14 protein-coding genes are annotated in these 15,251 nt (G+C 59.7%); 3 read left to right on the plus strand and 11 right to left on the minus strand.

Going from position 1 to position 15,251, the window contains the following annotated elements; all coding sequences use genetic code 11:
• Window positions 1-13 precede the first annotated feature (13 nt).
• From TSA66_RS19345 to TSA66_RS19370, 6 genes are all read right to left on the minus strand, one after another.
• Complete coding sequence (locus tag TSA66_RS19345) at window positions 14-832, minus strand: hypothetical protein (protein WP_040041163.1); 819 nt, start codon at window positions 830-832, stop codon at window positions 14-16.
• A 15-nt stretch (window positions 833-847) separates the two neighbouring features.
• On the minus strand, window positions 848-1,534 hold the full coding sequence (locus TSA66_RS19350) for a head GIN domain-containing protein (RefSeq protein WP_040041164.1): 687 nt from the start codon (window positions 1,532-1,534) through the stop codon (window positions 848-850).
• Window positions 1,535-1,551: 17 nt separating this feature from the next.
• Window positions 1,552-1,866 carry a hypothetical protein gene (locus TSA66_RS19355; protein ID WP_198358853.1) on the minus strand — a complete coding sequence of 105 codons (315 nt, stop codon included), beginning with the start codon at window positions 1,864-1,866 and terminating at the stop codon, window positions 1,552-1,554.
• A gap of 37 nt (window positions 1,867-1,903) precedes the next feature.
• Window positions 1,904-3,451, minus strand: a complete 1,548-nt coding sequence (locus TSA66_RS19360) for a DUF4384 domain-containing protein (RefSeq protein WP_084199747.1) — start codon at window positions 3,449-3,451, stop codon at window positions 1,904-1,906.
• Between the two features lie 40 nt (window positions 3,452-3,491).
• The gene (locus TSA66_RS19365; RefSeq protein WP_040041167.1) at window positions 3,492-3,818 is read right to left on the minus strand and encodes a hypothetical protein; all 327 of its coding nucleotides are present in this window, start codon (window positions 3,816-3,818) and stop codon (window positions 3,492-3,494) included.
• A 76-nt stretch (window positions 3,819-3,894) separates the two neighbouring features.
• Entirely contained in the window at window positions 3,895-4,419 is a 525-nt protein-coding gene (locus TSA66_RS19370) for a hypothetical protein (protein ID WP_040041168.1), read from the minus strand.
• Window positions 4,420-4,707: 288 nt separating this feature from the next.
• On the opposite strand from TSA66_RS19370, the gene TSA66_RS25775 reads away from it, so the two are divergent.
• Both TSA66_RS25775 and TSA66_RS19380 read left to right on the plus strand, forming a co-directional pair.
• Window positions 4,708-5,337, plus strand: coding sequence for an OmpA family protein (locus TSA66_RS25775; protein ID WP_052452449.1), 630 nt, complete (start codon window positions 4,708-4,710; stop codon window positions 5,335-5,337).
• Window positions 5,338-5,410: 73 nt separating this feature from the next.
• Window positions 5,411-6,319, plus strand: coding sequence for a hypothetical protein (locus TSA66_RS19380; protein WP_040041169.1), 909 nt, complete (start codon window positions 5,411-5,413; stop codon window positions 6,317-6,319).
• Window positions 6,320-6,331: 12 nt separating this feature from the next.
• Here the strand turns inward: TSA66_RS19380 and TSA66_RS19385 are convergent, their stop codons facing one another.
• Complete coding sequence (locus TSA66_RS19385) at window positions 6,332-8,653, minus strand: CHAT domain-containing protein (RefSeq protein ID WP_040041170.1); 2,322 nt, start codon at window positions 8,651-8,653, stop codon at window positions 6,332-6,334.
• A gap of 65 nt (window positions 8,654-8,718) precedes the next feature.
• On the minus strand, window positions 8,719-9,939 hold the full coding sequence (locus TSA66_RS19390; RefSeq protein WP_040041171.1) for a hypothetical protein: 1,221 nt from the start codon (window positions 9,937-9,939) through the stop codon (window positions 8,719-8,721).
• Between the two features lie 456 nt (window positions 9,940-10,395).
• Between TSA66_RS19390 and TSA66_RS19395 the strand changes: the two genes are divergently transcribed.
• Window positions 10,396-11,775: an erythromycin esterase family protein gene (locus TSA66_RS19395; protein ID WP_040041172.1), complete on the plus strand. Its 1,380-nt coding sequence runs from the start codon at window positions 10,396-10,398 to the stop codon at window positions 11,773-11,775.
• Between the two features lie 93 nt (window positions 11,776-11,868).
• Here TSA66_RS19395 and TSA66_RS19400 read toward each other — a convergent pair whose 3' ends face one another.
• The 3 genes from TSA66_RS19400 to TSA66_RS19410 are packed head-to-tail and all read right to left on the minus strand — an operon-like array spanning window position 11,869 to window position 15,081.
• Window positions 11,869-12,327 (minus strand): cache domain-containing protein, encoded by a 459-nt coding sequence (locus TSA66_RS19400; RefSeq protein WP_040041173.1) that lies wholly within the window; start codon window positions 12,325-12,327, stop codon window positions 11,869-11,871.
• A gap of 47 nt (window positions 12,328-12,374) precedes the next feature.
• Complete coding sequence (locus TSA66_RS19405) at window positions 12,375-13,907, minus strand: class I adenylate-forming enzyme family protein (protein WP_040041174.1); 1,533 nt, start codon at window positions 13,905-13,907, stop codon at window positions 12,375-12,377.
• Window positions 13,908-13,947: 40 nt separating this feature from the next.
• Window positions 13,948-15,081, minus strand: coding sequence for an ABC transporter substrate-binding protein (locus TSA66_RS19410; protein ID WP_040041175.1), 1,134 nt, complete (start codon window positions 15,079-15,081; stop codon window positions 13,948-13,950).
• Window positions 15,082-15,251 lie beyond the last annotated feature (170 nt).

The raw sequence follows: 15,251 nt of genomic DNA on the forward strand, positions 1-15,251 counted from the left end.
GGTAATTGTTGTTTTATTTGTTGCCGATATTGACTTGCTGGCTGTTCAGCATCCCGCCCTGCCCTTGGATGATGGCACCGGTCATGACCGTGGTCGATCCGGAACTGGCATTGCCGACGTTGACCTGCTGGTTGTTCAACATGCCGGCCTGGCCCTGGATCACTTCGCCGACAGCCACGTTGGAGGTGCCGTTGCCGGAGGCATTGCCAATCTTGGCCTGCTGGTTATTCAGCATGCCGGCCTGGCCCTGCACGACGGCGCCGACCGCAACATTCGACTTGCCGTTGCCAGAGGTATTGCCGAGTTCAAGCTGCTGGTTGTTCAGCATGCCGGCCTGCCCCTGCACGACGGCGCCGGCTGCGACATTGGATTTGCCGTTGCCGGAGGCATTGCCAATCTTGGCCTGCTGGTTGTTCAGCATGCCGGCTTGACCCTGCACGACGGCGCCGACCGCGACATTCGACTTGCCGTTGCCGGAGGCATTGCCGATCTGCAGATCTTGGTTGTTCAGCATGCCGGCCTGGCCTTGCACGACGGCGCCGGCCTTGACGTTGCTCTTTGCATTCTTGCCGCTGGCGTTACCGATGGACAGGTTCTGGCGCTGCAACATGCCAGCTTGTCCCTGCGTGACGGAACCGGCCGTGACCTGCGCCTTTCCGCCATCCTTGGCATTACCGAGGTCCATGCTCTGGGTGTTGAGCATGCCGGCCTGCCCCTGGTTGATGTCCTGTACCTGAACTTTGGACTGGGACTGTGCAAACGCAATCGATGCCGCGCATGCCGCAGCGAGAACTGCCAGTTGGGCCACTGCGGGCCGGATGGATTTGTTCATTGTTATCTCCCGTTGTTAGAGCCGGTCGACACTGCCGGCGCCTGAAACCGACTGCGTCACCTTGGCCTTGCCACGGTACTCGATATTGCCAGCACCGCTGATGTCTGCCTTCAATTTATCATCCGCATGGACCTTGATGTCGCCGGAGCCGCTGATATCGGCCTCGACCGTCCTGGCGCGAAAATTCGTCGTATCGATGTTGCCGCTTCCCGTAATGCGGGCAATGACAGTCTCGCCGCTGCCAAATGCGTCAACCGCACCCGAGCCTTCGATGAGGATCGCGAGGCGGCCCGGCTTGATGTCCTTCAAGCGCATGTTGCCGCTGCCGGCGGCATCGACCTCGATATTCCCGCCGGCGAAGTTCTCGATCACGACATTGCCGCTGCCTTCGCTTTTGACGCTTTGCAGAGAGCGGATGGTCAAGGTGAATTTCAGGTCCTTATCCGTCCTGAAGCCGCGCTTGCTGGCTAACACCAGTGAATCCCCCTTGACGGCGATATCCAGCATCGGGATGACCTTCGCGTCCGCATCGATCGTCAGCTTTTCCTGCGTTCCATAACGAATCTGCAATTCCCCCGGCAGCTTGAACTGCACGCGGGTCACGCCTGCCGCCGGCTGCGTGACGACGTCGGCACAGGCAGACAACGACATCAGCGCAAGCCCTGCCGCGAGCAGACCGCTGCGCATGCTTTTCAGCTTCATTCTTGTCTCCCGATTCGTCACTTCGACAGGATGCAGAAGGAATCCTTCTGGTCATACAGGATGACCGAATCGCCGTCCGTACGCTGTACGGTGACCGCGTTGGCCTGGCGTTCCGCGTCCTGCTTGAAGCCGGTACCCTCGTACAGCAAGCGGCCGTGCTGCCAGCAGCGCAGCGTACGCCCGCCAGTTTTTTTCGGCTCGCGCAAGGTTGATGCCTGCTCGGATGGCGCCACCGCCCCGGTATTGCCTGGCGGCGGCACCAGCGCCACGCCGCCCTTGTTGACCGTCAGCTCGGCCGACGCTGCGGCCGGCAGCAGAGCCGTTCCCAACATAACTGCTGCAATCAAAGCGATCCTGTCCATGTTGTCCTTATCGAACGTTCAAGGTGAAATTCGCCGTACCTAGCGACGGGCCGGCAGCCTTTTCAAAGACCGTCTTGATCTGTGCCAGCGACTGCAGCTGCGTCGGTACGTCGATGTCGCCGCCGCCGATCGATGCCACCACGTCGGCATACACGTCCTTGCCCGTGCCGAAGCACATGATCTGCTCCTGCACGCCCTTGTTGTTGGCATGCATACTGAATTGCTTGCCGTTCGGGAGCTGGATGCCGGTCTTCGCGCTCACCAGCGCATCCTTGGAAAAGCGGTTCGGGAAGAAGCGTGCGATCTTGCGCGTTTCATCCTGCATGAAGCAATACACATAGGCGTCACGGCTCGGCGTAACCTTCACCGCCACCTTTTCGCCGCGCGCGAACTGGTTGCCACCCTTTGTCGAGACGATGGACATCGAGATCGGGCTGGCATCCTCCCTGCTGGTGGCCGGCGCCGAACCCTGGCGGTTGGCCGCGAGCTTGGCCCGCGCCTTGGGCGCCACCTCATAGTGGTTGGCGTCGAGGTAAGCGGTAAAGAAGGCGAGGTCGACTACGGCACTCTTTTCCAGTCCCATCGCTTCGCGGTAGGCAGTGATTGCCTCGATCAGCGCCTCGTCATTCTGGCCGTTGACTTCGCCGGAATAGACGCCGCGAATGCGCATCTGCTGCTGCCAGTAGGAGACGATCTCGCCGTCGCTGTACATGCCGGAATACCAGTCGCCGATTTCGTTCTTGACCGCGTCAGTCTGGCTGTTCGCGCCCAGGCAGATCCAGTACGGTGTCTTGGTCAGCTTGCCGAACAATTCGATGACGGACAGTTCGACCAGATTGCGCAGCGCCTGCGCCGTACCTTCCGAGCGCGACAGGTTGGCTTGGTAATTGATGCCGAACTTCTTGTAGCCGGCTTCGCCTTCGACGCCAGCGCCGGACTTGAAGATGGCGACCGAGTTGCTCGATGTAACGCCGGAGACGATCGACAAGTCTTCCGTGCTCATCATGGTGAGGTCGAGGCCGAGAATGGTCGTGGCGGCAGTCGCGGCGCGGCCGAAGCCGACATCGCCGAAGGAAATGCCGCCGCCTTCGGTCTTCTTGGCGACGTTTTCGTCGAGCTGGCTGATGGAGCCGCGAATGCCATATTGCGGTGTCAGCTGGAACAGGTTCTTCTTCTCGGCTTCCTTCATGAAGCTGATCAGGTTGCTCGAATCCTGGCCATAGGCGATCAGGCGTACCGCCTTGCTGCGCTTGGTCATTTCGGACACGGCCGAGATCAGCATGTCCTTGGTGCCGGCGCTGACCTTTTTGGTGTTGTCGTTCAAGTCTTCGCTGATGACGACGAGGTCGCGCACGCCGTACATCAGGAACAGGTTATCCATGCAGCGTAAAGCCGGGGAAAAGCTGGTAATCGATTTCAACGGTGCCTGCTCCGGCCCCGTGCGCACCGCCTTCGTCACGTCGGTCGCTTCCTTGCGCACCGAATCCTCTGTCGTCACACAAGCGGTCAGCGCAAGCGCCAGACCGCAGACCAGTGTCCCTGCTTTACGATACATGCTCGATCTCTTTAAAAACGTGTTGGGTGGGGTGCGAAGCTTACTTGCAGTTCGCCATGTTGATGACGGGTCCGGTCACGATCGTGGTGGACTGCTTGCCGAACATGTCCTTGATGCCGCTGTTGCCCTTCTTGTCGTTGCTGTTGATGTTGACGGTGCCGCAGCCGCTACTGCCGCTGCCCGATCCCTGCTCCGAATTCATTCCGGCAGACATCATGCTTCTCTTCGATTTTTCCTTGCCGATCTTTGCATTGATTTCGGTCCCCATGTCCATCTGTTCCGGATTGACGACCGGCGGAGCGGCGTGAACGCCCCCGACCAGCAAGAACGCCGATAGGCCGGCGAGGCAAGCGTTAGCGAATTTCATGTAAAGCCCCTTGGTAAAACTCGAACGTCCAAATCAGCACGGGGCGCTCGGCCCCGTGTCATCGATAGCAGCAGGCTTATTCCGCGTTGCCTACGTTTGCTTTCTGGTTGTTCAGCATGCCAGCCTGGCTCTGGTTCACGTTCTTGAGGTTCACGTTGGACTTGCCGCCGTTAGCCGCATTGCCGATCGCTGCTTGCTGGTTGTTCAGCATGCCGGCCTGGTTTTGCGTGACCGACTTGACGTTCACCTTCGACTTGCCGCCGTTGCTGGCGTCGCCGACGGACAGCTTCTGGTTGTTCAGCATGCCAGCTTGGTTTTGCTTGACGTCGCCGATGGTCACTTTCGACTCGCTGCCCTTGCCCGACGCGTTGCCGATCGAAGCGGACTGGTTGTTCAGCATCCCTGCTTGATTCTGGGTGATGTTCTTGGCCGACACGTTAGACTTGCCGCCACCTTTTGCATTGCCCAGATCCATCGATTGCGAGTTCAGCATGCCTGCCTGGTTTTGCTTGAGATCTTCGGCGTTGACCTTGGATTGGGACTGTGCAAATGCGGCACCAGCAAACATGGAAACGACAGCAACAGCGATCAGCTTCTTCATTCTTATTTCTCCCTCAATGATTTTGAATTACAACGAAAATGCGCCTTAGTCCGGTGGCGCCACGAGGACGCATCCGCATTATCTTTTGCCCTTACTTCCTCGCGGGAATCGGTCGGTTGCCCCAATCAACATTTCCGTTTTTTGACAACCATCAAGATAACTTGCGCATGATAAACTCGATATTTACTATAGACAATAAGTCTGCAGAGGCAACGTTGTAAAACCAATTCAACACTCGCCCAGACACTTGCCGCAAAGAAACATCGACATCGAAACAGGGGATATTCCATGCGCACCATCTTCATTACAACCGCAGTTGTTGCCTTGAGCGCCGCCGTCATCGCTGGCGCGCATGCACAGGAAGTCAAATCATTGCGTGGCAAGCCGAGCAGCGACATGATTCTGCAGGCGCTCACTCCGAGCGGCGAGCCGGAAGTCCCTGTCGCCACCGGAAAGGTCCGCCGTCGCGGACTATCACTGAGTAACGACGAGTCTGAAGCGCCGGCACCTGCTCCGCAAGCCGCTCAGCCGGCGGCGCAACCCGTTGCCGCAGTAGCGCCGCAAAAAGCCGCGCCGCGCGCGCTCGACCTAGATATCCAGTTCCAGTTCAATTCTGATCAACTCACCAACGACGGCAAGGATGTGCTGGACCAGCTCGCCGCAGCACTGAAGTCCGACAAGCTGGCCGCGGCGAAATCGGTCATCCTGGAAGGACATGCCGATGCCAAGGGCAGCGCCTCCTATAACCAGGCGTTGTCGTTCAAGCGCGCCCAATCCGCACGCAACTACCTGGCCGTCCGCCATGGAATTTCAGCCGCCAAGCTTAAAGCCGTGGGCAAAGGTTCGAGTGAGCCGGCCAACCCGAACAATCCGGAAGACGAAGTCAACCGCCGCGTGCGCGTGATCGTCGATCTCTGATCGATACTCCTTTTCGAATACAGGCTGCGACGCATCACGCTCGCAGCCTTTTTATTTTCGAACGGACCATGCCATGAGAATCGCACCCGCTGCCGGCCTGCTGCTTGTTGCGCTATGCGAGCTGGCGCTACCCGCGTTCGGCCAGGATGCCTCTACCGTAAGGGCGCAAACCACAGCATCGAGCGCCATCACGCAAGCTGGACGCGAAGAAATTCTATCGACGGTCGTTACCGGCTTCACGCCTTATCTGCTGTCGGAAAATAGCCGTGTGGTCGTGATCGACTTCCCATCCTTGCGCGAACAAGCGCGGATGTTCGGACGCGTCGTACTGTTTGTGGAACGTCACGGCGCGCCGAAAACGCGCGTCATGACGCAATCCGAAGTGCAGCAATGGCTGGAACAGCATGCGCAACGCATCGAAACCCTCACGGTCGGCAATAACTTCCGCGCCAGCCAGCTCGCCCGGTTCTTCAATACCGCACGGTTGCAAGACGTGGCACTGAGCGGCGACGAACAGCAGTTGCGCGACTGGTTGTTGCAGGCCGGCTTGCTGCGGCCGGTGGACACAACACTAGTCGCCAGTGAGCCGGAAACTGTGATCATCACCCTGCCCCAGGTATCGGCAGTGCCCGGCTGCGTCGCGTGCACGGTCAAGGATGCGCACCGCAAGGTGATTCTGGAACACGAACTGTCGCACGCGCACTTTTCCACCGATGCGCACTATCGGGACTACGTCATGTCATTCTGGAGCGGCATGGCGAGCCAGGCAAGCGGCGGCAAGTTCGCGCACTTCCTGCGCAAGCGCGGCTATAACGCTGACGACCAGGAACTGCTGGCCAACGAGATGCAGGCTTTCCTGATGCATACGCCCGACGTGAAAATGTTCGCCGCGTCCGCAGTCGGAATGACGGATGCGGAGCTCGATGCAATCCGGCGCCAGTTCCGCGAGGGATGGGAAGCGCAGCAGCGAGCCGAACGCTAGCCGCCGGCCCCGTTATTGCGCGCTGCCGGTCAGGTAAAACGCCGACCAGAAATACGGATGCGGATAAGCCTTCTTGACCTCCAGCTGCGCGGCGCGCAACGCCTCGGCCTTCGGCTTGCCGGCGAGCTCGGAATAGAACCGCACCATCAATTGCGAGGTTGCTTCGTCATCAACCTGCCACAAGCTGGCAACCACGCTGCTGCTGCCTGCGTAGAGGAAGCCGCGCGTCAGGCCCACCACATCGTCACCGCTGTTGATTTGCCCCAGCCCGGTCTCGCAGGCGCTGAGCGTGACCAAGTCGGCATTGAGCTTAAGCGAATACAGTTCGCCCACCGTCAGCTTGCCGTCGTTCTGCTCATCTTTTGCCAGCAGCAGCGCCGAGTCGAGCGGCCTTTTAGTGTTGAAGACACCGTGCGAGGCGATATGCAGCACCGGATAATCGGCGGCGCTTGTCTTCAGCATCGTCTCGGTCGCCTGCTGGCGCAGCAACAGCTTGGCGCCAGCTGACTGGCCGGCGATCTTTTGCGCTTCCACCTGCGCGCTCGGCAAGTCGTACTTGGCGGCGCCCAGGTCAGGATTGCCCAGCACCAGCATCGATGCCGCGCTTTTCATCCGGGCCGGACGCAGGTATTCCAGCACGCTGGCGCTCGGCAGGGAACGCAGCGAATAGCTCTCCAGCAGATATTTCCGCCCGTCGTGCAGCGCGGCGAACGGCAGGTAATGCAGGGCGCCATGCGGGATGATCAACAAGCCCTGGCGCTGCCTGAGACTGGTTTCGAGCGGGCGGATCAGCCGCTCGTAGAGTTTCTGCGACAGCGCGATGGCGCCCTCGTCCTGCTGGTCCACCGCGGCGCGGAATTTTCGGACATCGTCTTCCAGGCCCTCCGCATCCAGCTTCACCATATGCACATCGGCATGGGTATAGACGGAGGCGTACAGGTTGCGGCCCTGATAGTAATACTGGATCAAGGCTTCATTGGGTGGGAGGACGTCGCGCAGGTGGTTCACCGGAATCGACGATACCGAGATCAGCGTGCTCAACTCCGGCGCAGCCGAGCGGATCTTGCCTGCTGTCTGTGCCGCAATGCTGCGCTGGCTGGCCTTGCCTTCGGCGGCGCTCACCGGCACCTGCGCCAGCAGTTCGGATTGCGACTCGTCGAACTGCTCCAGCAGTTGCGCGGTTTCCTGTTTGGTATTCGATGTCTGGAGCGCCGACACCTGCTTTGCCGCCAGCATATCCACCAGCGCGCGCGACTTGGAGCGCTCGATATACTCGAACGCCTCTTTCTGGTGCCCGCTTGCGTAGAGCGCATCGATCAGGTGTTCGTACACCTGCTGCTTATCGCCGACGAAACCGATCTTGCTGGTCTCGGTATTGATGCTGGCGCGCTGCAGTTCGATCATTTCGATCGACTTCTTGTAGAAATCGATCGCCTCTTCCAGCCTGCCTTCGGACTCTGCGATGCGTCCCCGCTCGAACAGGATGAGCCAGTAGATTTCGCCGTTGTCCTTCACCTGCGGCAAGGTAAGCAGGCGATCGTATCCCGCCTTTGCTTCGGCTGTTCTGCCGATGCCGTGCAAAGCGCGGTTCATCATGAAGGCGCGCGGCAATTCCTGCCACGCCCAGTTGTTTTTCCCGGTCAGGATGGCGCCGCTCACGACGCGATCGAGGAAGGCATGAACCGTGAACAAGCGATCCTGCGCAATCGCGTCCAGCGTCTTCTGATAATTGCCCAAGGCCATATTCGCCGCTGCCAGCGCCATGGCCTTCGCGGACACATAGCCGTTGCTCATAATGGTTAAGGTGCTGACCGCTTCCAGCTGCTTCGCGTATTTTTCACCCTGCTCGCGGTTGCCGCCCAAAGTAGCCGCCATCGACAGCAACCCCAGCGCGTTGAGCTGGATGTCGGTGTCGTCCGAGTCTTCCCGCTTGTACCAGTCCAGCGCCTTTTGCGCCTCGTCGGATGCTGCCTGATAGTTGGCAAGGTCGAGCTGCGCTTCCGCACGCATCAGGTGGACGACCGGCGTGGCGTCTTCCAGCCCGAACAAGCGGGTGCTGGTATCGCCGCCGGCGATATTGGCTGCCAGGCGGTCGAGACAGCCGAACAGCTTGGTGTAGCGCTTGGTTTTTGAATAGGAAAAACACAGCGCATGCAGATCACGGGTATTGAGCGGCCCCTTGGCCGCGTCCTGCTCCAGCGCCTGGCGCAGCTCCTCGTACCGCCCCGCCCCGGCCAGCTCGACCTGTTCGTTGCCGGAGATGGCGAATGACGCGGTCGAACCGAGCGCGAGAACAATACCGAGACCAAACGATGCGAGTGCTGGGATGCGCATAAGCCGTTTTCTGCGTTGCCGTATCTTGCCTATATGTTGCCTACGAATTGCCTGTCACTGCACGTTCAGAACCAGTAGCCGACATTGAGCGTGAAGCCCTTGCTGCTGGCGGAATGCAGGTAGCTGGCGCCGGCGCGGAAGAAGCTGCGCGCCGAATTGGCACGCTTGTTGGTGCCGAGCGTTACGCCCAGTTCGTCATAGCCCTGGTTGTACAGCTTGGTGCCGGTATAGCGGGTATCGATCAGTGAATACTCGATCGACATCTTCTTGCCGAATGCCGTCACCGGACGCGAATACATCACGCCGTTGCGGAATACCGTGTTGGCGATGCCGGGATTGTAAGAGTAGTCGCCGGCGGTCAGCTTGAGCGTGCGATAGTGGCCGACCATGTTGCCGATTGCGATATCGTAGCTCGGCTTGGTGAAGATATAGGTGCTGGCAATCGATGCGCCGACTGCCTGGCCCACCGCGCCCAAATCCCTCGATCCGGCCAGGCCGTAGTTGAGCGACGGCGTCAGGGTCCAGGCATCGTTCATCGGAAAACGGTACGATGCGCCGAAGCCGGCGGAATATGCCTTCGCGCCTTCGACCTCGGTGTAGCTCACCGGCAGGTTGAAGATCAGCTGGCGACGCGGGTCGATGTCCGAGCGGACGGTGTAGGAGAACGGAATGGCGAAGTTGTTGCTGTTGTTGCCGTTCTGGCGCAGCGAGGTGAAGCGCGCGCCGATACCGATCAGGTTGTTGACTTTCTCATTCGGAGCAGCACCGATATTCGTCGCCACATTGGAGAAACCGTTGGCAAAGTCATTGGCGACCATCTGGCCCATCAGGCTGTTCGGGTTGCCGGCGACCGGATCATCCGGCGACACTTCGGCCAGCTTCTTCATGATGCGGTTGAGGATGTCGCCGCCGTTCTTTTTCATGAAGTCGGAGAACTGCTCCTGGCTGGCATCGCGGGTCGTGCCGGTGAAGCTCTGCGTAATCCCGAGGGACGGCACTGAAAATACCAGTGTGGTGGAGTTGGCTGTATACGAAACCGCCATCGGCAGGCCGCGAAAACCCAACGTCAAATTGGCCTGCGCAGTATCCGTGTAGTTTGAAAAACGCGACTGAAGATTTTCGTTCTTGAACGCATCCAGTGCGTCTTCCGCGGTTTTGAAGCTATACGACTGAGTCTGTGTTGTTCCGTAGGTCACCGTGCCATCGACGGTAAACAGATCAGCGGCGAAAGCCGGAACGGACGTGATTGCGGCACTTACGGCGAGCGCCAGCAGCTTGATACGCATTATTTCTCCCTTGGAAGTAAAGATGATGCCTGACCAATGAATGGCCGGCGCGACATTAATGGCCGCTTCTGCAGAGCGGTTTTCATGCACCTTCGCAACTCGAACCAAGGGCCGGAAGCGCATGAGAACCGTTCTCGTAACATCTTGTTACAGCAGGCGGTTTTATACCATGCGGAAATATTCATTTCCAGAAGAACATATTTACATATGGAAATGGTGTTGTATGGGGCGCACTGGTGTCACATTTTGTGGCAATTTAATTTCCATATGGAAACAAATTAATCTCGCCTGCACCTTCTCCCGCCCCACATCGCAGCCAGCTTTTCCCACGCCGATCCACGCTGAACTTTTGAACAAACGGGCGACCGAATACCGTGACGCCGGCGACATTTGCGCGTCCACGGAAGCCTCCGCACAGACGCGCCATCGGCGTAGCAACGATGCAAGAGGCAAGCTATGTCTGACCATTCCATCCACGAAGCGCTGCGCCAGGAAGTTCATCCGATCGAGCGCGACGACGATTACGACTCCCTCATTGAACATCTCGGCGATGCGTCGATCGTGTTGCTAGGCGAAGCCACCCACGGCACGCGCGAGTTTTATCGCGCGCGTGCCGAAATCAGCAAGCATCTGATCACGAAAAAGGGGTTCGACGCGATTGCCGTCGAAGCGGACTGGCCGGATGCGCTACGCGTGAGCCGCTACGTACAGGGCTCCAGCCGCTACCATGTCAAACCCCGTTCCTCCCCTCCCGACATGCTGGCGGAAGAAGCGCTCGGCAACTTTCAGCGATTCCCGCAATGGATGTGGCGCAACACGGAAATCGTTGCGCTAGTCGACTGGCTGCGCACGCACAACCAGCAGATCGAGCAGGCCGAACGCCGGATCGGTTTTTACGGCCTTGACCTGTACAGCCTGCGCAACTCGATGGATGCCGTGGTGCGCTACCTGTCGCAAGTCGATCCGGAAGCGGCCAAGCGTGCCCGTGCGCGCTATGGCTGCTTTGATCATCTGGCGGAAGACCCGCAGCGCTACGGATATGCAGCGACCTTCGGCATGAAAAAGGATTGCGAAGATGAAGTGGTGCGGCAACTGATCGAGCTGCAATCGGACATGCAACGTCAGCTGGAAGGCCGGCTCGACGGCTTGCCGCAGTCCGAGATCGACGAGCTGTTTTACGCGCAGCAGAATGCGCGGGTGGCGCAAAATGCGGAAGCCTATTACCGATCCATGTTCCAGGGGCGCGACGAATCATGGAACCTGCGCGACACGCACATGGCCGACACCCTGCGCTTGCTGCGGGATCACGTCGCCAGGAGCAAGGGCAGCCGTGCCAAGGTCATCGTATGGGCGCACAACTCCCATATCGGCGACGCGAGAGCGACGGAGATGGGCGAACGCGGGCAGCTCAACCTCGGTCAACTGGTACGCCAGCAGGCGGGCGACGACTGCTTCCTGCTCGGGTTCACCACCCACGCCGGAACGGTCACGGCGGCATCGGACTGGGACGCCCCGGCCGAACTGAAGACGGTGCGCCCTTCGGCGGCGGACAGCTTCGAGCGCCTGCTTCATCATGTCCACGCACCCGCCTTTTTCCTGCCGATTCGCGGAATGCAGCGCGTGCAGGAACTGCTGGGCGAGCGCCGCATGGAGCGCGCCATCGGCGTAATCTACCTGCCCGAGACGGAGCGCGTGAGCCACTACTTCCATGCCTATATGGCACGGCAGTTCGACGCCGTCATCCATGTCGATCAGACGCATGCGCTGCAGCCGCTCGATCTCTCGCCGCACTGGACGCCTGGAGAAGTTCCCGAAACCTATCCGTACGGCGTATAGCGCATCCTTGAAAAGATGGTTGCGACATAGTAGCGTCCATCAAACCGCCGCGTGGCAGTCAATCTGCCGTGCGGCGGCCCCGATAGCCGACGTTTACTTGTAGATTCCGCAGCCGAGCAGGATGTCCTCGTATCGTTCGACATAAGTCGACTTGGGCTCGACTGCATTCGATACCGGATTGGGCCACTTGTAATCGACCCAGCCATGGCCCTTGGCACGGGCCACGTCGATGAACGACTTGACGATGAAATGGCCGTCGGCATCCTTGATGGCGCTGAGGTTCTTGCCGATCAGCTTGGGATTGGCGCCGTGCGCCTTGTTGTTGCCGCTCATGTCATACACCATGATGTACAGGTCGCGATCCTTGAACTGCCCGGACGGGTCGCTGAATTCGGCAAATGCCTTTTCCCGGCCATTGGCCTTGATGTAGGCAATCGCCTTTCTGACCAGCGCCACCGCTTCGTCCGCCGTACCGCGCTCGGCTGCGTCAACTGTCCCCTGAAAGCCGATAAGACACATGCACATCATTATCTTGCCAATTAATTTTTTCATTTTCGTCTCCCTGAATAGCCAGTGTTCCCCTCAATGGCTGTCTTCGGTTAAATACGGGTGCCCTTCTCCTTCCAATATGCATCGCGCAACTCACGCTTGAGAATCTTGCCCGCCGCGTTGCGCGGGAACTCGTCAATGATCGCCACCGCGCTCACGCGCTGATAGCGGGCACTGACACGGTCGTTGATCCAGTCACGCAACGCTTCGGCGTCGATCAAGCCGCGCTCCTTGAGCACGACGGCCGCCAGCGGCGTCTCGCCCCATTTTTCATGCGGAATCCCGAATACCGCCACTTCCTGCACCAGCGGATGGCGCACGACAATGTCTTCGATATCGCGCGGATAAATCTTCACGCCACCGCTGTCGATCATTTCCTTCTTGCGGTCGACCAGGTACAGATAACCGTCCTCGTCGGTGTAGCCGAGATCGCCGGTATAGAGCCAGCCATCGACCACCGCCTGCGCGGTCAGATCGGGGCGTTTGAAATAGCCGGGCATCAGCAAGGGGCCGCGACCGACGATCTCGCCGATCTCGTTGGACGCCGCTATGCGCCCGTCTTCCAGCATGATGCGCATGTCGGAAAACGGTGGCGGCACGCCGACCGAACCCTGCTTGCGCAGCGCGTCGTCGCGGTCGAGGATGGTCATAAAACCTTCCGTCAGCCCGTACAGTTCATAGAAGCGGCCAGGCAAATGCCGGTTCAGCCTTTCCTTGTGCTCGTTGTGCAGTGGCGCGCCGAGCGAGAGGATCATTTGCAGCGAACGCATCGCTTCCGGCTCGAAGCGCGGCGACGCCATCATGGCGACGATCTGCGACGGCACCATCATCATGTGCGTCACCTTCTCGCGCTTGACCGTATCGATCAGGGCCTCGACGTCGAACTGCGGATGGAGGATGTAGGTGGCGCCGCTGTAAAAGCACGGCATCAGCGTGGTGAATGCTCCGTTGAAGACGATGGAGCCGGTATGCAGCACGACCGCATCCGGCCCGATACGGAACGCATTGGCCAGCAGCGTGCCATAGTTGGCGCGGATGCGGTGCGTATGCACGATGCCCTTTGGCAGGCCGGTGGTGCCGCTGGTGTACATGATGTTGTAGACATCGTCGCCTACGAGGCCGGCATCCTGCGGCTCGGTTTCCGGTCCATCGGTGAAGCCTTCATAATGCAGATAACCGGCGGCGCCGCCATCGGTGAGCACGATACTACCGTCCACCATCTGCGGCAGCATGTGCCGCGCCTCGTCGACCACCGGGCGCAATGCCGAATTGGTAAACAGCAACACGGCATCGGAATCGCCCAGCAATCCGGCCAGTCCGGAACCAAGCAGCATCGGCGACAGGGGAACGACGACAACGCCCGTCTTTGCCGCCGCCCAGTAAATTTCAAGCAGCTCCAGGCAGTTGGGCAGCAGCGTGGCGATGCGCTGGCCCTTGCTCACGCCGTGCCGTTGCATCGCATTCGCCAGGCGGTTGACGCGACGGTTGAACGCGTCGTAGCGGAGGCGCTTTCCGCCGAAAATGACAGCCGGATGATGCGGCCGATAGCGGGCATGCCGCGTGATCAGGTTACCGATGTGCATTTGTCGTCTCTTCTGTTATTGGAATATTGAAAATCGCGTACTAGCGCAGCAAGCGTCCGTCCTTACCGATGACTGTGATTTCGACGAAGCGCGAGCCGATCCGGTTGTCCGATGAAAAGTTCAAGGTGAAGCCGCCGACGTCGAATGCGTGGAGCGATTCCAGTGCCTGGATGACTTTCTCGCGCGTCGGATTTGGCCCTGCGCGGCGCAATCCCTCGACCAGCACCTTGGCTCCGATAAATTCCTCCAGGCTGGCATACGACGGCTCTGTGCCGGGCGCATAGCGCTTCATCGCCTGCTGGTATTCCTTCACGATCGCGACCGTCGGCGAGTACGGATACGGCATCACCTGCGCGATGCCGATGCCGCGTGCGTTGCTAGTGCCGATCAGGCGCGCCAGCTCCGTCGGATTGACAACCGATATATTGACCAGCTGCAGAATGGTTGCCGCCGCTCTGATCTGCTTGCTGAAGGCGGCGGTGCTCTTGTTTACCGAGATCATGATCACCGCCTGCGGATTGGCGGGGGCGATGGCGCGCACCGTCTGGGCAACCTCATCCGTGTTCTTTGCATAGGCACCGGTGGCTGCCACCTTCAGGTTGCGTTTTTTCAGCGCCGCTTCCACGCCGGCCAGCCCGGCCCTGCCAAACGGATCGTCCTGGTACATAACCGCGATGCTCGTCATGTTCAGCATTACCAGCTGATTGACGATGCCTTCCGTCTCGTCGGCATAACCGGCGCGGATATGGAAGATGTAGGGATTGAACGGCTCGCGCAGCACTTCGCCGCCGGTATAGGGAGCAACCAGTGCGATCCCGGCCTGTTCCAGCACCTTCTGCGCCAGCAACTCTGCGACGTTGCCTGTGCCTGCAAAACCGATCAGCGCCAGTGCGCCGTCCTTGGCGATCACCTCTCTTGTCAGGCGCACCGTTTCCGCAACCTGGTAGCCGTCGTCCTTGACCACGTGACGGATCTTCCTTCCATGCACGCCACCGTGATCGTTCACGTAATCGAAATAGACTCTGGCCCCCAGCACCATATCCCTGCCGGTGTCTGCCAGCACGCCGCTCAACGGCGCTACCTGGCCAATCACCAGTTCCTCGGCGCTTGCTGAACCGCAGGCAAGGGACAATGCCAGGCACGCGCCAGCCAGGCGCGGGATGATGGCGAACATGGCCTCAGCCCTCTGCCGTCTTGACCACCGGCGCGTGCAGCGGGACCGGCGCCGGCTTGACCCTTTTGCCAAACGCGGCCAGCTCGCCCACGATGCCGCGCCGGAACAGCAGCACGCAAACGATGAAGATGAAGCCGGTGACGATGGTGACCGACTCGCCGATCGAGCGG

The sequence above is a fragment of the Noviherbaspirillum autotrophicum genome (genome assembly GCF_000818395.1).
Classification (GTDB): Bacteria; Pseudomonadota; Gammaproteobacteria; order Burkholderiales; family Burkholderiaceae_D; genus Noviherbaspirillum; species Noviherbaspirillum autotrophicum.